The organism is Aquabacter albus (assembly GCF_040049275.1).
GTDB lineage: Bacteria > Pseudomonadota > Alphaproteobacteria > Rhizobiales > Xanthobacteraceae > Aquabacter.
The window spans coordinates 310166-326157 of record NZ_JBDZDT010000008.1; the positions used below are offsets into that span (position 1 = coordinate 310166).

Here is a 15992-nt window from a genome sequence, read left to right on the forward strand (position 1 = left end):
ATCAGGCGGCGCTGGCGTCGGCCTCGTACTCGCCGGCCACCAATTGGCGGCGCAGCAGCTTGCCGACCGGGGATTTCGGGATTTCCTTGACGAACTCGATGCGGCGCGGCCGCTTGAAGTTGGCAAGGCCGGAGCTGCGGCAATGGGCGTCCAGCTCGGCGGCCGAGACGTCGCCGCGACGCTGCACGAAGGCCACGACGATCTTGCCCCAGCGCTCGTCCGGCAGGCCGACCACGGCCACCTCGGCGACGCCCGGATGGAGCGACAGGCAGCTCTCGATCTCCACGGGCGAGACGTTCTCGCCGCCGGTGATGATCATGTCGTCCACGCGGCCGGTGACGAACAGGTCGCCGTCGGCGTCGAAGAAACCGGTGTCGCCGGTGAAGTACCAGCCATCCCGCAGCGACTTCTCGTTGGCGTCGGGCCGGCGCCAATAGCCCTCGAACGCCTCGTCGCTCAGCGCCAAAGCGATGATCTCGCCTTCCTCGCCGTCCGCTGCGCGCTCAGTGGGCGAGGACGCCCCGAGCTTCACCACCCGGATCATCTGGTTGAGCCCGGCCTTGCCGGCGGAGCCGGGCTTTGCCGCCGCGTCCTGGTCGATGGTGAAGGTGTAGATCTCGGACGAGCCGTAATGGTTGACGAACAGGTCCGGCTTGAATGCCTTGACCAGCGTCTTCAGCAGCCCGTCCGTCATGGGCGCGCCGGCGAAGCCCAGCTTGCGCACGCTGGAGACGTCGGTGCCGGCGAAGCGTTCGTGATGGGCCACGTCGTGATAGAGCGTCGGCACCAGATAGAGGTTGGTGATGCGCTCCCGCTCTATCAGCTCCAGCGCGCGCGCCACGTCGAAGCGTGGCAGGCAGACGAAGGTGCCGCCGATGAGCGACATGGCGATGAGCGAGCGCACGCCCATGGTGTGATAGAGCGGCATGACGCCGAGCGTGCGCTCGCCATTGCCATAGAGGTTCTGCGCCACGTGCGCGATGCCCGCCATGCGCTCGGCCCGGTGGCGGCGCGGCACACCCTTCGGCTTGGCGGTGGTGCCCGAGGTGTAGAGCATCAGCGACCAGTCGTCGGCATTCGCCTGCGGGACTGCGGTGGGCACGACGCGCCCGGCCATGTGCTCGAAGGTCGAGGATGCGGGGCCGGCATCGGCGCCGACCGCGATCAGCGGCACGCCCGCGGCAAGGCCGCTCTCGGCGACAGCCGCTGCCGACGCCGCTTCGAACGCCAGCGCCTTGGCGTCCGCATTCTCGATCACGTAGTCGATTTCATCGGGCTTCGCGCGCCAGTTGATGGGCGTCATGATGATGCCTGCAAACTGGCACGCCCAATGGAGCGTCGCGGCCTCCCAGCGGTTTTGCAGCACGGTCACGAGATGGTCGCCGCGGCCAAGGCCCATCTCCCCCAGCGACGCCGCCACGGAGGAGATGCGGACGAGCCATTGCGCGTAGGTCAGGCGCACGTCGCCGTCGACGATGGCGAGCGCGTCGGGATTGCGCGCGACGCTGGCAAGGAAGCTGGTACCGAGATCAAACATGCGCGTCGCTCCCCCTTAGGATGGCGGCCGCGTCCAGCACGGCGGCGACGATGGCCGTGTATCCGGTACAGCGGCAGAGATGGCCGCCGACCACGTCGCGCACCTGCGCCTCGTCCGGGTCCGGCGCGGCCTTCAGGAAGGCATCGACGGACATGAGGATGCCGGCGGTACAGAAGCCGCAGTGCAAGGCGTGGTGGCGGCGGAAAGCGTCCTGGAGCACCGAGAGCCGGTCCGGCGCGGGCGCGAGGCCCTCGACGGTGCGCACCTCGCAGCCTTCGAGCTGGATCGCCAGCGTGAGGCAGGCGCGGGCGGGGACGCCATCGATCTGGATGGTGCAGGCGCCGCAGACGCCGTGCTCGCAGCCCACATGGGTCCCCGTGAGGCCGATGGAATGGCGCAGCGCGTCGGTGGCGAGAAGGCGCGGCTCAGCCTCCAGGTGCGCGGGATGCCCGTTGAGCATGAAGTGCACGGGATGGCGCTGCGCGGCGGTCAGGCGAGGCATGCTGCAGCCTCCTCGACGATGGCGCGCCCCATGGAGCGCACGAGATCGCGCCGCAGCCGCGCGCTGCCGTGCAAATCGTCGCGCGCGTCCAGCTCCCAGGCGAAGGCGTTGAGCGCATCGTCCAGCGCCGTGCCGTCGAGGCGCGGCCATTGGCGGCGCTCCGGCCGGTCGGCGACGCCGCAGACCGCGAAATCGATGCCGTCCTTCGCCACCCGCGCGGCGCAGCCGACGATGGCGAAATCACCATGCCGGCGGGAGAATTCGCGGAAGGCGTAGGCGCTGCCGGGATGTGCGGCGGGAAATGAAACCGCCTCGATCAATTCGTCATCGCCCTTATCCGTGGTCATCATGCCGCTGAAGAAATCCGCCGCCGCCACGCGTCGCGCCTTTTTCCGGCTGCGCAGGTGCACCACGCCGCCCAGCGCCACGAGGCACAGCGGCAGCTCCGCGCTCGGATCCGCATGGGCGATGGAGCCGCATACGGTGCCGCGGCTGCGCGTCTGGAGATGGCCGAGAAAGGGGAGCGCCGCGGCGAGCAGCGGCTGCGCCTCCGCAAGGCCAGGATGCGCCATCAGCGCCGCCTGCCGCACACCCGCCGGGACGATGATGGCATCCCCTTCGCGGCGGATGGCACGCAGGCCGGGCAAGCCCATGATGTCCACCAGCACCTGCGGCCGCGCGAGGCGCATGTTCAGCATGGGCAACAGCGACTGCCCGCCGGCGATGATGCGGGCCTCCGAGCCGTGCTCCGCAAGCGCTTCCAGCGCCTCTTCCAGGCTGACGGCGCGGACGAAATCGAACGGCGCGGGCTTCATGCGCGCCTCCCGAACAGGCGCCGCCAGAGCGAGGGCCGCGAGGGCGTGGCGCGGCGTGCCAGGGCTGCGAAGAACTGGCCGATGATGGCGCGGGCGGCGCCGTCCAGCAGGCGCCCGCCGATGGCCGCCACCTTGCCGCCCACCGCCGCCTCATAGGTGTAGGAGACCGTGGTGCCGCCGTCCGGCAGCGGCACCAGCGTGATGCGGCCGGAGCCGCCGCCGGTGCCGAGCGCGCCGCTCACATGGCCGGCGAGCGTTGCGGCTTCCGGCTCCTTAAGGTCGGAGAGGCGGATGTCCGCCTTGTAGCGGCCCTTCACCGGGCCGACCCCCAGCGTCACCTCGGCGGTGAAGTGGGTGGGCGAGAGCTTCCGCACGCCATGGCAGCCGGGGATCACGGAGGCGAGCACGTCGGCATCCAGCAGCATGGCCCACACCGCCTCGCGCGGCGCCGCGACGCTGGCGCTGCCTTCCCCGCGCAGGGTCCGGTCACCGGGGCTGCGCTTCACCTCTGCGCGGGCAGAAGCAGGTGGCGGCGGCTCGGCCCGGCCGGCGAGCGCCGCGACGTTCGCGGGCGTGAGCGGAAGGGTGAGGTCGGCGACGCCCAGCGCATCGGCCACCGCATTGGCGATGCACACGGGCGTCGACATGCAATTGCCCTCGCCCACCCCTTTCGCGCCGAGCGGCGTGAAGGGCGAGGGCGTCTCCATATGCAGGATCTCCACGTCCGGCACCTCGGTGGCGGTGGGCAGGAGATAGTCCGCAAAGGTGCCTGCGATGAAGGCGCCGTCCGGCGCATAAGCGAGCTCTTCCAGGAAGGTGGCGCCGAGCGCCTGCGCGAAGCCGCCCCTGATCTGCCCCTCCACCATGCCGGGGTGCAGCACGCGCCCGCAATCATGCATGGTGAGGTAGCTGTCGATGCGCACGGCGCCGCTCACCGGGTCCACCTCGACACCGCACATGTCGAAGATGAAGCCATGGCAGAGGGAGGAGTTGACGTCGTCCCCCTCCCCCGGCGCGGTGAGTTCCGGCGGGGTCCAGAAGGCGGTCTCGCGGATGGTCTGCTCCACCCCGTCGGGCAGCAGGCCCGGCGACCAGTGGCTGAGCGCGGCGATGCGAGAGAACGGCATGGATTTCTGCGCGTCGCCGCGGGTCTTGACCTGCCCGTCCGCGAACACGATCTCGCCGATCTGCGCCTGCAGCTGATCCCCGGCCACCCGCTCCAGCCGGTCGCGCAGGCGCGTGGCGGCGATGTGGGCGGCACCCGCGACCGCCGAGGCGAAGCGGCTGGAATAATTGCCTGATGCGATGGACCAGGCATCCTTGCCCGTATCGAGGTCCACGATCACCCGGATGTCTTTCGGATCGAGCCCGAACACGTCGGCCACCACCTGGGCAAGCACCGTGCGGTGGCCCTGGCCCTGCGGGGTCGAGGCAACGTTGACACTGACCGAGCCCACCGGATCGATGGAGACCGTGGCGGTGGACTGGGCGCCGTTCTTCGGCCCCGCCTTGCGCCGCTCGTCGGCCGTCAGAACGGTGGTGATGTAGCCCATGTTCGAGACGCTGGGCTCCACCACGGCGGCAAGGCCGATGCCGTAAAGCCGGCCCGCCTTGCGCACCTCTTCGCGCCTGAGGCGGAGCGCCTCCAGGCGGCCGTCGCCGAGCGCCAAGTCGAGCGCCGTCTGGTAGTCGCCGGAATCGTAAAGCGCGCCGCTGGCGGTGCGGTAGGGAAAGGCGCCGGCGGGGATCAGGTTGCGCCGGATCACCTCCACCGGATCGAGCCCCAGCTCCAGCGCGATGCGCTGCATCAGCCGCTCGAGGGCGAAATAGACCTGCGGCCCGCCGAAACCGCGCACGAGGCCCGTGGGCGCCTTGTTGGTCAGCACCACGCGGTTGCGGATGGCAAGGTTCCGGATGTCGTAGGCCCCGGTCATGTTGCCGTGCATGCGGTAGAGGGTCGCCGGCTCGGGTGCGCGGGGATAGGCGCCGCAATCCTCTATCTGGTCGAAATCCAGCGCCGTCACGCGCCCGTCTGCTTCCACGGCGGCCCGAAGCGTGGTGACGCGGTTGGTGGCCGCTACCGCGGCGATGAGATGTTCCAGCCGGTCCTCTATCCACTTCACCGGGCGGCCGGTGATGCGGGCGGCGACGCCCATGAGGATCACATAGGGCGCGACCCCCTGCTTCACGCCGAAGCTGCCGCCGGAATCCGGCGGCATGCGCAGCCGCAGCCGGTTGCCCGGCACCTTCAGCGCGCGGGACAGCACCGCATGGATGCTGAACGGGCCCTGGAAGTTGGCGAGGATGTCGTAGACGCCCTCGTGCGGGTCGTATTCGGCGACGATGCCGTAGGTCTCCATGGGCGCGCCGGTATTACGGGGGTAGCGGATGGAGATCTCGACGGTGCGCGCGGCGGCTGCGAAAGCCGCTTCGGGATCGCCATAGCGGAAGCGCCGGTCGCTCATGAGGTTGCCAGCAGTGCCGGCATGGAGCACTGGCGCATCAGTGCCGAGGCTCTCCACCGGGTCGATCACTGCCGTCAGCGGCGCATAATCCACCTCGATGGCGTCGAGCGCGTCCTCCGCCTTGTAGCGGTCCTCCGCCACCACAATGGCCACCGGCTCGCCCACATAGCGCACGCGCTCGACGGCGATGGGCCAGTTCTCCACCTTCACCTTCAGCCCGGCCACCATGGGCGTGGTGAGCGCGGCCACATCCGCGCCGGTGATAACGGCGGCCACGCCGGGCATCAGCTTCGCAGCGGCGGTGTCGATGCCCCTGATGTCGGCGAAGGCGTGGGGCGCGCGCAGGATGGCGGCATAGAGCGTGCCGGGCCGGATGCCGAGGTCGTCGACGAAACGGCCGCGACCGGTCAGCAGCCCCGCATCCTCGATGCGCGGCAGCGACTGGCCAGTCCAGGCGTTGTGGTCGACCTTCACTCACATCCCTCCCGCCGACGCGCCTCTCGGAGGCGCTTGGCGGGGGCAATGTGGCGGGGCATGTCGGCCTGGAGGAGGCCCTCCGGTCTCAGGACTGACCAGAAAGTCTCAAAACCGTTGCTGCAGCGCGTCATTTCCGAGCCGCGATACGGCCCGGAATTCCCGCGGCGCGACGCTGCAATGGTCGCGGAAGAAACGGGTGAAATGGGTCGGCGTACCGAAGCCGAGTCGCTCGCCGATGGCCGCGAAGCTGTCGTCGCTCTCGATGATGGCGCCCACCGCGATCTCGACCTTCAGCACGTTCAGGAACACGTGCGGCGTGACGCCGGTGGACTGCTCGAACAGGCGGAAGAAGTGGGCGCGCGACATGCCCGCCTCCCGGCACAGCCGCTCGATGGAGAGCGGCGCCGTGGGGTCGAGCCGCATCAGGCTGATGGCCTTACGCACGCGCCAGTCCACGGCGGTCGAGAGGGCGATCTCCCGCAGCGAGGCGCCGACGGTGCGCCAGGGGGTGAAGCGCTCGATCACGGCGATCATGAGGTCTGAAAGCAGGCTTTCCTGCCGCCTCGTGCCAGCGGGCTCGTGCACCATCTGCGCGGCGAGTTCCAAAGCGACGCGGCGGATATGCGGCGTGATCTCGCCGTTCGAGCTCTCGAAGAAGCGCGGCGCCCGGCTGGCGGCCCAGTTCGGCCGGAACGTGCTCAACCATTCCGGCTCGATATAGAGCGCGAGGATCATCGCATTCTTGCGGGCGGGATTGTGCACATAAGCGTGCGGCTCCCAGGCGTTCACCAGCACCGCGCTCTCGTCGGTGAGCTTGGCGACGCGGTCCGAGACCAGGAACTGGGTGTCGTCCCCGTCAACCTTCAACAGCACGTGGCAATGGGGATGCGCATGCCGGACCAGGCTGCGATCCATATCCAAGAGCGCCACCCGTCCGAAATCCCCATGGGCAATGCGCAACGCGTCCGACACCAGCAATCACTCGGTTTTCCGGCCCCTTTGCCGACCTCCCATTTTAGAGCGCAATGCGTCTTTTCCTAGAGGGAGGCTCCCGCCCGCGCGCCGCGGTGCAGTGGAACGTGACAGGACCTGTGGATTCAGGGCTTTTGCCTGTCCTCACCACCCGCCAATACCCGGCATCATCGCGAGCCGCGGATACAAAAGCGGCGATAGCGCAACTCATGCGCTATCGCCGCGGCAGGAGTGCGCGCCCCAGTCTGGAGGACCAGCGGGGCGCCGCGACAGGCGCATCAGACGCCGGAGACCTCCGCCCCCAGGCGCTCGGCCACCCAGTCGGTCATGTAGTCGACCACCATCGTGCTGTTGTCCGCGCCGCAGTGCTCCGCGCCGCCGTCGAACAGGCTGAACACCTTCAGCTCGCGGTCCTTGCTGTTGACCGCGGCTGCGATGGTCTTCTCCGCATGCCACAGCGGGATCTGGCGATCGTTCTCCCCGTGCACCACCAGCAGCGGGCAGGTGATGCTGCCGGCCACGTGTTCCAGGCTCATCTGCTTCACCACTTCCAGCGTGTCGGCAAACTTCTCCTTTCCAAACACCCAGTTGAGGTGCTCGCCGTAGCCCGGCACCGAAGGTTCGCCGTTGCCGTTCATGCGGCTTTGCACGGCGTGGCCGTAATCGAAGATGGCGCCCCAGGCCACGCAGCAGGCGAAGCGCTTTTCGAACGCAGCGGCACGCGGCGCGTAATAACCGCCGAGGCTGAGGGCGATGATGCCGATGCGCTTGGGGTCGATCTCCTTGCGCGTTTCCAGATAGTCCACACAGGCGCCGGCCGGCTTCTCGGTGTCGGGGCCGCTGGTCAGGCCTTGCAGGCGCAGCGCGGCGCCGACGCCGGGATGGTCGACGATCAGCAGCGACACGCCGCGACGGCGGAACTCGTCGGCGATGGCGGCGTAGACGATTTCCTTGGTCAGATCGAGGCCGTTGAAGTGCACCATGCAGGGTGTCGGACCATTGCCGGGAGCCTTCATGAAGATGGCCGGCAGGGTGGTGTCGCCATAGGGCACCTGCACGTATTCGATGGGCTCCTTGCGCAGCTTCAGGCCCTTCTCGTAGGCGGCGATGCCCTTCTTGTAGGCCACCAGCCGGCGCGGATCCTTGTGGCTGGGCATGCGCTCGGCGAGCTGGAAGTAGAGGCCCACGCGCAGATACTTGCGTCCGGCCGACAGGGGGTGGCCGGCGGCCTCGTCGGCTTCGGCCAGGCGCTGCACGCGCTCGGCCATTTTGCACCAGCTTTCGAACCAGGCGTTCTGGGCCACCACGTCGCCATCGAGCGCCTTCTTGGTGGAGGCCTCATGCAGGCTGCGGCAGGCTTCGTCGATCTCCGCAATGTGCCCGCCGCGGTTCAGCGCCGACATCACCGCCAGGCTCCAAGTATAGTTCTGGGGGAAGTACTGGTACATGTTCGCATCCATGGAAGATTGAGGAAAAACAGGCTCCGCGGCGCCGGTGACGACAGCCAGAACCCGACGGAAAGAGGCTGGTTACTGCGGCTCGACGTTGGCGATCTTCACCAGTTCGCCCTGGTCCGCGAGGTCCTGCACCAGGAATTTGCTGAACTCGGCGGGCGTGGTGCCCATGGCGATCAAACCCAATTCTTCAAACTGGGCTTTGACGGCGGGCGTAGCCAAAAAGCCGGCCACCGCAGCCTGTACCCGGTCGATGATGGCCTGCGGGGTGCCGGCGGGATACCACAGCCCATACCAGCCATTGATCTTGTTCATGCCCGGCAGGCCGAGCTCCTCGAAGGTGGGCACATCCGGGATCACGGGAGCGCGGGTCGGGCTGCTGATCGCCAGCGGCCGTACCTTCCCCGCCTTGATGGCGCCCAAGCCTCCCGACGTGGAGACGAAGGTCATGGTGATCTGCTTGGAAACCACGTCCTGGAAGGCCGGGCCGCTGCCCTTGTAGGGCACATGCTGGATGGTGGTGCCAGCCAGGTTGTTGAACAGCGCACCGGCCAAATGGGTGATGTTGCCTTCGCCGGCGGAGCCGAAATTCATCGAATCCGGATGCTTCTTGGCCAGCGCTATGAATTCCTGCAGGTTCTGTGCTGGCACGTCAGTGTTGATGGCGAGCACGAGGCCGTAGGACCGGGCGATCTGGGTGACGGGGGCGAAATCCTTGACCGGATCGTAGGGCAGCTTTTTGTAGAGCACTGCGCTGCCGGTGAACTGACCGGTGGACGCCAGCATCGTGTAGCCATCCGGCGCTGCGTTCGCGACCAGATTGTTGCCGATGGTGCCGTTGGCGCCGCCGCGATTGTCCACGACCACAGTCGTTCCCAGCGCCTCGCCGAGGTGTTGCGCCACGATGCGGGCTACGACATCTAGCGAGCCCCCGGCGGCGACCGGCACGATCATGCGGATCGGTCGGCTGGGCCACTTGTCCTGGGCGATTGCGGCACCGGGACTGAACGCCATGCAGGCCGCGACCACCAGCAGCGCACGGTTCACCCGTCTGCGGGAAAAAATCATCGAACAGCCTCCCTTATATCCGCCGTGCCAGCACGAGAGCGCTGAGCCGACGGTTGAAGCCATTCTGAGTTGTCCGCAGCGCCCGAAAAAGCATATATTTCCGAGCCCTTCCATCTATAAAAGGCATGGTTGAGTGGATCTGCGGCAGCTGCGCTACTTCGTGACGGTGGCCGATAGCGGCAGCATCAGCGCCGCGGCATCGCTGCTCCGCGTGGCGCAGTCGGCGGTGAGCCGACAGATGCGCCGGCTGGAGGAGGACGTGGGCGGCGAGCTGTTCAAACGCAGCGTCGCCGGCACCGCGCTGACCGACAGCGGCCTGATGCTGCTGGAGCGCGCCCGCTTTATCCTGGGTGAGGTGGAAAACGCGGCCAATGACGTTTCCACCTTCAGCCGCGGCATGCGCGGCACGGTGCGCATGGCGGCGCCCGGGAGCGTGGGACGCGCGCTGTACGTGCCCACCGCGCAGCTCTTCCGCACGCAGTATCCGCAGGTACATTTGGAACTGGCCGAGACCAACACCGCCGACGTGTTGCAGCGCCTGTCCGCCGGCCTGCTGGACCTCGGCATCGTGTCCGACCCCAGCATGCACGAGCATCTGGCCTTCATGCCGCTGATGCGGGAGGAGACGGTGCTTCTGTGCCCGCCCGGCAGCCCGCCCACGGCTGGCGGGCCCGTGCCCGTGGCTGCGCTGCGGGAGCTGCCTCTGATCATCCCCGCCGGCCTCCGGCGCATCTTCCAGGAGCGCTTCGGCGACTTCCGCCCGGCGCTGCAGATCGACGGCGTGGGCGCGACCGCGCAGCTGACGATGGCGGGGGTGGGCTACGCCGTGCTGCCGCGCTCCACCGTGTCCACGTCGGACGCGCTGGAGCCGCTCGTGGCCGTGCCGATCGAAGGCTTTGTCATCTCCCGCATGCTGGCCACCGTGAAGGGACGGCCGCCGAGCCTGGCCGTTCGCGCCTTCCGTGCGGCCATCGAGGCGGAAGTGGAGCGCTGCATCGAGACCGGCTTGTTCTCGCCGATCTGATGCGGCGGCGAAGGAGCTCACCTCATCGCCTCCCCGGGGATGCCACGCTCGTTGCCAACGTGCGGCCCCCAGACCAACCGGGTCAGGCTGCTCAGTACAGCCCCGGAATGAGACGCCAGGTCCGGGCTCGATAGGCCTCATATGCGCTGCCGAACTGCGCCGAGAGCATGGCTTCCTCGGCGTGGATGCGGGCAAGGATGGGGATAAGCATTGCCGCGGTGATGAGCAGGCCGACGCCGGAGCGGAAGGCGAGCGCCCAGCCCGCCGACAAGATGATCATTCCAAGATAGCTCGGATGGCGGATCAGGGAATAGATGCCGGTGGTCTCCAGGCGGTGATCGCGCTGGATGGCGACGAGCCCGCTGAAGCGTCGGCGGAGCGTGAAGACTGGCCAGAGGCGCAGAACGCCGCCGATAGCGTAGAGCGCGACACCGATCCACCGCACGCCGTCCCCGCCGAAAGTCCAGATGTCGTTGCGATCGGTGTAAGCAGGCGCCCATGCGAGGAGGATGCCCAGGATGCCGAGCGCCGCGATCACCCAGCGATTGGAGCGGTCCTCCTTCAGGCCGGGATCCAGATTCCCCGAGGTGAAGAACGACGCCACGACGAGGGCGAAGGTCACGATCGTGAGCGCGACGAACGGGGGGTGCGAGAAGAAGGCCGCCGGGCCATTCCAGCCGAGCACCGCAAGCCCGATGAACAAGGCGGTCGATACCAGCCCCACGACCACCATCCTGGGTGAAGTCATAAGCCGCTCCTACCGGTTGGGCACAAGCTGAGGGACCACTCCTCAAGCCGAGGAGCCGTCTCCCGCACTCAATGTAGGAGTGCCGCCTCGCCTTCAGAAGACGTCAGGCCTGAGCGCTTCGGCCTTCCGGTGAAACGCCGCCCTTACGGCGCCGGCTGCTGGCGCATGAGGCGCGTCGCATAGCTGTACCGGTCGGCGGGATGGATGGAGATGGACACTTCCGCCATGGAACCGGGGCTGAGGATGTATTGACGGCGGATCTCCAGTGCATGCGCGCCCGCCTCCGCCTTCAAGGCGCCCGCGACCCGCGCGGGAACGCCCACCGCCTTGATGTCCTGGTGGATCTCGCTGATCCGCCGCCCCGAGACCTCCTCGAGCAGGGTGCCGAAGATGCCCGGATAGGACCGGACCCGCGGGCGCATGGTCTCGCCGTAGCTGTCGTCCACATAGACGTCGGTCCAGCAGATGGGTGGGGCGGAAACATCGTCCGGCAGGCAGCGCACGCTCGATATCCTGAGCCAGCGGCTGCCGGGGCGGCAGCCGAGCTGGGCGGCGAGCACATCGTCGGCCACCACATCCGCCACGTCCTGGATCCGCCGCTCCGTCTCGAAGCCGAACTGCTGGACGGATTCCACCGAGAACAGGGTCTGGACGAAGCCCCCGCCATGCCGCGCCGGCCGGGCGGCCTCCACGCGCGTGCCCGCGCTCTTGCGGCGGCTGACGAGGCCCGATGCCTGAAGCTCACGCATGGCCGCGCGGATTGTGGAGCGGCTCACGGCGAACTGGTCGGCAAGGTCCAGCTCGTTCGGCAGCACGGAGCCGACGGGATGGCGGCCCTCTGCGATGGCCTCAGTAAGAACCCGCGCAACATAGGCGTACCGCGTCTCCAAGCCCTTAGCTCCTCCTCCCGGTTTCAGGAACCTGCATCAAAGCGCGGCGAGGCGCATGGGCGTCAAGCGAAGAGATTGACTCGTCATTTATGTTACTACATAGAATTATGTACGAACATAAATGGGAAGAAACTGCCTTGGCCAGCACCGTCTTCGACTCCGCCGTGTTCCGCGACATGTTCGGCACCCCTGAAATGCGGGATGTGTTCAGCGAGGATGCATTGGTGGCGCGCTATCTGGACGCGGAAGCGGCCCTGGCACGGGCGCAGGCCCGGCTCGGTGTGATCCCTGAGGCGGCGGCCGCGGCCATCGATGAGTCCTGCCGAACCTTCAAGGTGGATTTCGAGCGCCTGCGGCAGGAAACCGAGATCGTCGGCTATCCCATCCTGCCGCTGGTCCACCAGCTTGCGGAGGCGGCCGGGGAGGCCGGGCGCTATGTGCATTGGGGCGCGACCACCCAGGACATCATGGACACGGCGAACGTGCTCCAGCTGCGCGCCGCCCTCGACATCGTGGAGCGCGACCTTCGCGCGGTGCGGGACCTGCTGCGGGCGCTGGCGCTCAAGCATCGCGATACGCCCATGGCGGGGCGCACCCACCTCCAGCAGGCGCTCCCGGTCACCTTCGGCTACAAGGTGGCGGTCTGGCTCTCTTCCATCGACCGGCACCTGGAGCGCCTGGCGCAGGCGCGGCCGCGCATCCTCGTGGGCGAGTTCTCCGGCGCGGCCGGCACCCTCGCCTCGGTGGGCGATGCGGGGCTGGAGATGCAGCGCCTGTACTGCGAGGAGCTGGGCCTCGCCCAGCCGGTCATCACCTGGCACGTGGCGCGCGACGGCTTTGCCGAGGCGGCGAGCCTGCTCGGCCTCATCACGGGCACCCTCGCCAAGATCGCCACCGACGTCATGCTCATGGCGTCCACCGAGTTCGGCGAGGTCTCCGAGCCCTTCGTGCCGGGGCGCGGCGCCTCCTCCACCATGCCGCAGAAGCGCAACCCCATTTCCAGCGAGCTGATGCTCGCTGCCGCCAAATCCGTGCGCCAGCACGTGGCCACCATGCTGGACGGCATGATCCACGATTTCGAGCGCGCCACCGGCCCCTGGCATGTGGAATGGATCGCGCTGCCGGAGAGCTTCCTGCTGACAGGCGCCTCCCTCGCCCACGCCAAGTTCATGCTCGCTGGCCTCGTCGTCCATGAGGACCGCATGCGGCGAAACCTCGACCTCACGGGTGGTCTCATCGTCGCCGAGGCGGTGATGATGGCAGCCGCTCCGCAGCTCGGGCGCCAGCAGGCCCATGACGTGGTCTATGCCGCCTGCCGCGAGGCCATCGAGAATGGCGGCACGCTGGCGGAACGCCTCGCCACCATCCCTGAGATCGTCGCGGCGCTGGGCGGCCGCGCGGGCATCGAGGCCCGCTGCGACCCGGCCAATTATCTCGGCCTGTGCGGCGCCATGGTCGATCGCGCCCTCATGACGAAAAGCCTTGCGGCCCGGACCGCCGCCTGAGGCGGCGCCGGACGCTTCACCTGCATCCGAGGCGCCCTAAGAGCGCATTCTTCAAGACCTGGAGGAGACCCCATGTTCAAGCTGACGAAGACCCTGTACGCGGCGGCCATCGCCGGCAGCGCCGCCTTCTCGCCGCTTGCCGCGCAGGCGGACTATCCGGACCGGCCCATCACCCTGATCGTCCCCTTCGCAGCCGGCGGCCCCACGGACGCCATCGCCCGCCTCGTGGCGAAGGGCATGTCGGACAACCTGAAGCAGACCATCGTCATCGAGAATATCGGCGGCGCCGGCGGCACCTTGGGCTCGGCCCGCGCCGCCAAGTCTAAGCCCGATGGTTACACCCTGCTCATCGGCCATGCCGGCACCCATGCCGCGAGCGTCGGGCTCTACTCCAAGCTGCCCTATGACCCGGTGGCAAGCTACGAATTCATCGGCGAGATGGGGGATGCCCCGCAAATCCTGGTGGTCAACAAGGCCCTGCCGGTGACCGACCTGAAGAGCTTCATCGCTTATGTGAAGGCCAAGGACAAGGAACTGAACTTCGGCACCGCCGGCGTCGGCTCCGCCTCCTATCTCGGCGGGGTCATGCTGAATGCAGCGCTCGGCACCGACGTGCCACCGGTGCATTATCGCGGCGCCGGCCCGGCCATGAACGATGTCATCGCCGGCCAGATCCAGTACATGGTGGACGTCTCCACCACCGCGCTGCCGCAGATCCGGGGCAATACGGTGCGCGCCATCACCGTCCTGCGCTCCACGCGCATCGCGGCGCTGCCGGACGTGCCGGCGACGCCGGAGGAAGGCATGCCGGGCCTCGACTTCTCGGTCTGGAACGTCCTTTTGGCGCCGGCGGGCACGCCCAGGCCCATCATCGATCGCCTCAATGTGGCGCTCCGCAAGGCCCTGGAAGACCCGGCGCTGGCCGATCGGCTGGCCGAGCTCGGCATCGAGCTTCCCGACGATGCGCGCCGCACCCCCGAGGGCGCACGCGCCCATGTGACGGCCGAGATCCAGAAATGGGTGCCGGTGGTGAAGGCCACGGGCGTCACGCTGGACTAGTCGCGCCGAACCCATGCGGGCTGCGGGCGGACCCTGCTCCGCCCCGCAGCCAACCGGACAACTGATATGTCGTCTCTTCACCGCATCGAGCAGGACGCCTTCGGCCCCGTGGAGATTCCCGCGGGTCGCTACTGGGGGGCGCAGACCCAGCGCGCGCTCGGCCTGTTCACCGTCGGGGAGGAGCGCTTCCCCGCCTGCCTCATCCATGCCTTCGGCCTGCAGAAGATCGCCGCGGCCCGCGCGAACCTTCGCCTGGGCGCGCTTGATCCCGTGATCGCCGAGGCCATCGTGGCGGCAGCGGAAGAGGTGCGCCGAGGAGACTTCGACGATCATTTCCCCTTGACCATCTGGCAGACCGGCTCCGGCACCCAGACCAACATGAATGCCAATGAGGTGATCGCGAACCGGGCCAATGAGCGGCTCGGGCGGCCTTTGGGCACCAAGGCGCCGGTCCATCCCAACGACCACGTCAACCGCTCCCAGTCCTCCAATGACAGCTTCCCGGCGGTCATGCACATCGCAGTCGCCCTGGAGCTTTCCGGGCGCCTCAAGCCGGCGCTCGGCACGCTGCGCGAGGCGCTCGCGGGCAAGGCGGCCGAGTTTGCGGACGTCCTGAAGATCGGTCGCACCCATCTGATGGACGCCGTGCCCATGACCATGGGCCAGGCCTTCGACGCCTTCGCGCGGCAGATCGCCCACGGCATGGCCCGCATCGAGGACACGCTTCCGCGCCTTCGCCTCCTGGCGCAGGGCGGAACGGCCGTTGGCACCGGCCTCAACGCACCCTCCGGCTTCGATGCGGCCTTCTGCGAGGGGGCGAGCGCGCTGTCCGGCATCGCGTTCGCGCCCAATCCCAGCAAGTTCGAGGGCATGGCGGCGCATGATGCGCTAGTTGAGGTTTCCGGCGCGCTCAACGTCATCGCCGTCTCGCTCCTCAAGATCGCCAACGACATCCGCCTTCTCGGGTCCGGCCCGCGCTGCGGCCTCGGCGAGCTGGTCTTTCCCCATGACGGGCTCACCTCGTCCATCATGCCCGGCAAGCGCAATCCGACCCTTGCTGAGGTGGTGGCCCAGGCGGCCTTTCAGGTGATGGGCAACCACACCACCGTCTCGATGGCAGGCGCTTCGGGAAATTTCGAGCTGAACGTCGCAAAGCCGGTCCTGATCTACAACGTGCTCCAGTCAATCCGCATCCAGGCGGACAGCGTGCGCGCCTTCGCCTCCGGGCTCGTGGAGGGCCTTGCCGTGGACCACTCGCGCCTTGAGGAGAACGTGGCGAACGCGCCGCTCCTGGCGACCGGCCTCAATCCGACGCTTGGTTACGACAAGGTTTCCCGCATCACCGCCAAGGCGCTGGACGAGAAGATCACGCCCAAGCAGGCGGCCGTGGACCTCGGCTATCTCACGGCGGAGGATTATGACCGCCTGATCGATCCGAGGCGGATGACCGGCCCCCAAGATCATTGACAACCTTCA

General features: G+C 68.0%; 13 protein-coding genes. 4 read left to right on the forward strand and 9 right to left on the reverse strand.

The annotated features are described in order from the left end of the window. Position 1: 1 nt before the first annotated feature. From ABLE91_RS21590 to ABLE91_RS21620, 7 genes are all read right to left on the reverse strand, one after another. On the reverse strand, positions 2-1537 hold the full coding sequence (locus tag ABLE91_RS21590) for an AMP-binding protein (protein WP_348934184.1): 1536 nt from the start codon (positions 1535-1537) through the stop codon (positions 2-4). Next, positions 1530-2039: a (2Fe-2S)-binding protein gene (locus tag ABLE91_RS21595; protein WP_348934185.1), complete on the reverse strand. Its 510-nt coding sequence runs from the start codon at positions 2037-2039 to the stop codon at positions 1530-1532. Before ABLE91_RS21595 ends, ABLE91_RS21590 begins: the two co-directional genes overlap by 8 nt. Then, positions 2027-2854 carry an FAD binding domain-containing protein gene (locus tag ABLE91_RS21600; protein WP_348934187.1) on the reverse strand — a complete coding sequence of 276 codons (828 nt, stop codon included), beginning with the start codon at positions 2852-2854 and terminating at the stop codon, positions 2027-2029. The genes ABLE91_RS21595 and ABLE91_RS21600 overlap by 13 nt, the downstream gene beginning before the upstream one ends. Further along, positions 2851-5793, reverse strand: coding sequence for a xanthine dehydrogenase family protein molybdopterin-binding subunit (locus ABLE91_RS21605; RefSeq protein WP_348934188.1), 2943 nt, complete (start codon positions 5791-5793; stop codon positions 2851-2853). Before ABLE91_RS21605 ends, ABLE91_RS21600 begins: the two co-directional genes overlap by 4 nt. A 108-nt stretch (positions 5794-5901) precedes the next feature. Then, on the reverse strand, positions 5902-6768 hold the full coding sequence (locus ABLE91_RS21610; protein ID WP_348934190.1) for a helix-turn-helix domain-containing protein: 867 nt from the start codon (positions 6766-6768) through the stop codon (positions 5902-5904). A 278-nt stretch (positions 6769-7046) separates the two neighbouring features. Beyond that, positions 7047-8228, reverse strand: a complete 1182-nt coding sequence (locus tag ABLE91_RS21615; RefSeq protein ID WP_348934192.1) for an alpha/beta hydrolase family protein — start codon at positions 8226-8228, stop codon at positions 7047-7049. Between the two features lie 69 nt (positions 8229-8297). Further along, complete coding sequence (locus ABLE91_RS21620; RefSeq protein ID WP_348934193.1) at positions 8298-9290, reverse strand: Bug family tripartite tricarboxylate transporter substrate binding protein; 993 nt, start codon at positions 9288-9290, stop codon at positions 8298-8300. A gap of 133 nt (positions 9291-9423) precedes the next feature. On the opposite strand from ABLE91_RS21620, the gene ABLE91_RS21625 reads away from it, so the two are divergent. Beyond that, positions 9424-10314: a LysR family transcriptional regulator gene (locus ABLE91_RS21625; protein ID WP_348934194.1), complete on the forward strand. Its 891-nt coding sequence runs from the start codon at positions 9424-9426 to the stop codon at positions 10312-10314. A 91-nt stretch (positions 10315-10405) separates the two neighbouring features. Here the strand turns inward: ABLE91_RS21625 and ABLE91_RS21630 are convergent, their stop codons facing one another. Both ABLE91_RS21630 and ABLE91_RS21635 read right to left on the reverse strand, forming a co-directional pair. Then, complete coding sequence (locus tag ABLE91_RS21630; RefSeq protein WP_348934195.1) at positions 10406-11062, reverse strand: methyltransferase family protein; 657 nt, start codon at positions 11060-11062, stop codon at positions 10406-10408. Positions 11063-11205: 143 nt separating this feature from the next. Then, the gene (locus tag ABLE91_RS21635; RefSeq protein WP_348934196.1) at positions 11206-11952 is read right to left on the reverse strand and encodes a GntR family transcriptional regulator; all 747 of its coding nucleotides are present in this window, start codon (positions 11950-11952) and stop codon (positions 11206-11208) included. Between the two features lie 176 nt (positions 11953-12128). On the opposite strand from ABLE91_RS21635, the gene pcaB reads away from it, so the two are divergent. From pcaB to ABLE91_RS21650, 3 genes are all read left to right on the forward strand, one after another. Beyond that, a complete protein-coding gene (gene pcaB, locus ABLE91_RS21640) occupies positions 12129-13457 on the forward strand; it encodes a 3-carboxy-cis,cis-muconate cycloisomerase (protein ID WP_348934362.1) in 1329 nt (442 codons plus the stop codon). Between the two features lie 72 nt (positions 13458-13529). Further along, complete coding sequence (locus tag ABLE91_RS21645) at positions 13530-14516, forward strand: tripartite tricarboxylate transporter substrate-binding protein (RefSeq protein ID WP_348934197.1); 987 nt, start codon at positions 13530-13532, stop codon at positions 14514-14516. A 66-nt stretch (positions 14517-14582) separates the two neighbouring features. After that, the gene (locus ABLE91_RS21650) at positions 14583-15983 is read left to right on the forward strand and encodes a class II fumarate hydratase (RefSeq protein WP_348934199.1); all 1401 of its coding nucleotides are present in this window, start codon (positions 14583-14585) and stop codon (positions 15981-15983) included. The last annotated feature ends 9 nt before the right edge of the window (positions 15984-15992 follow it).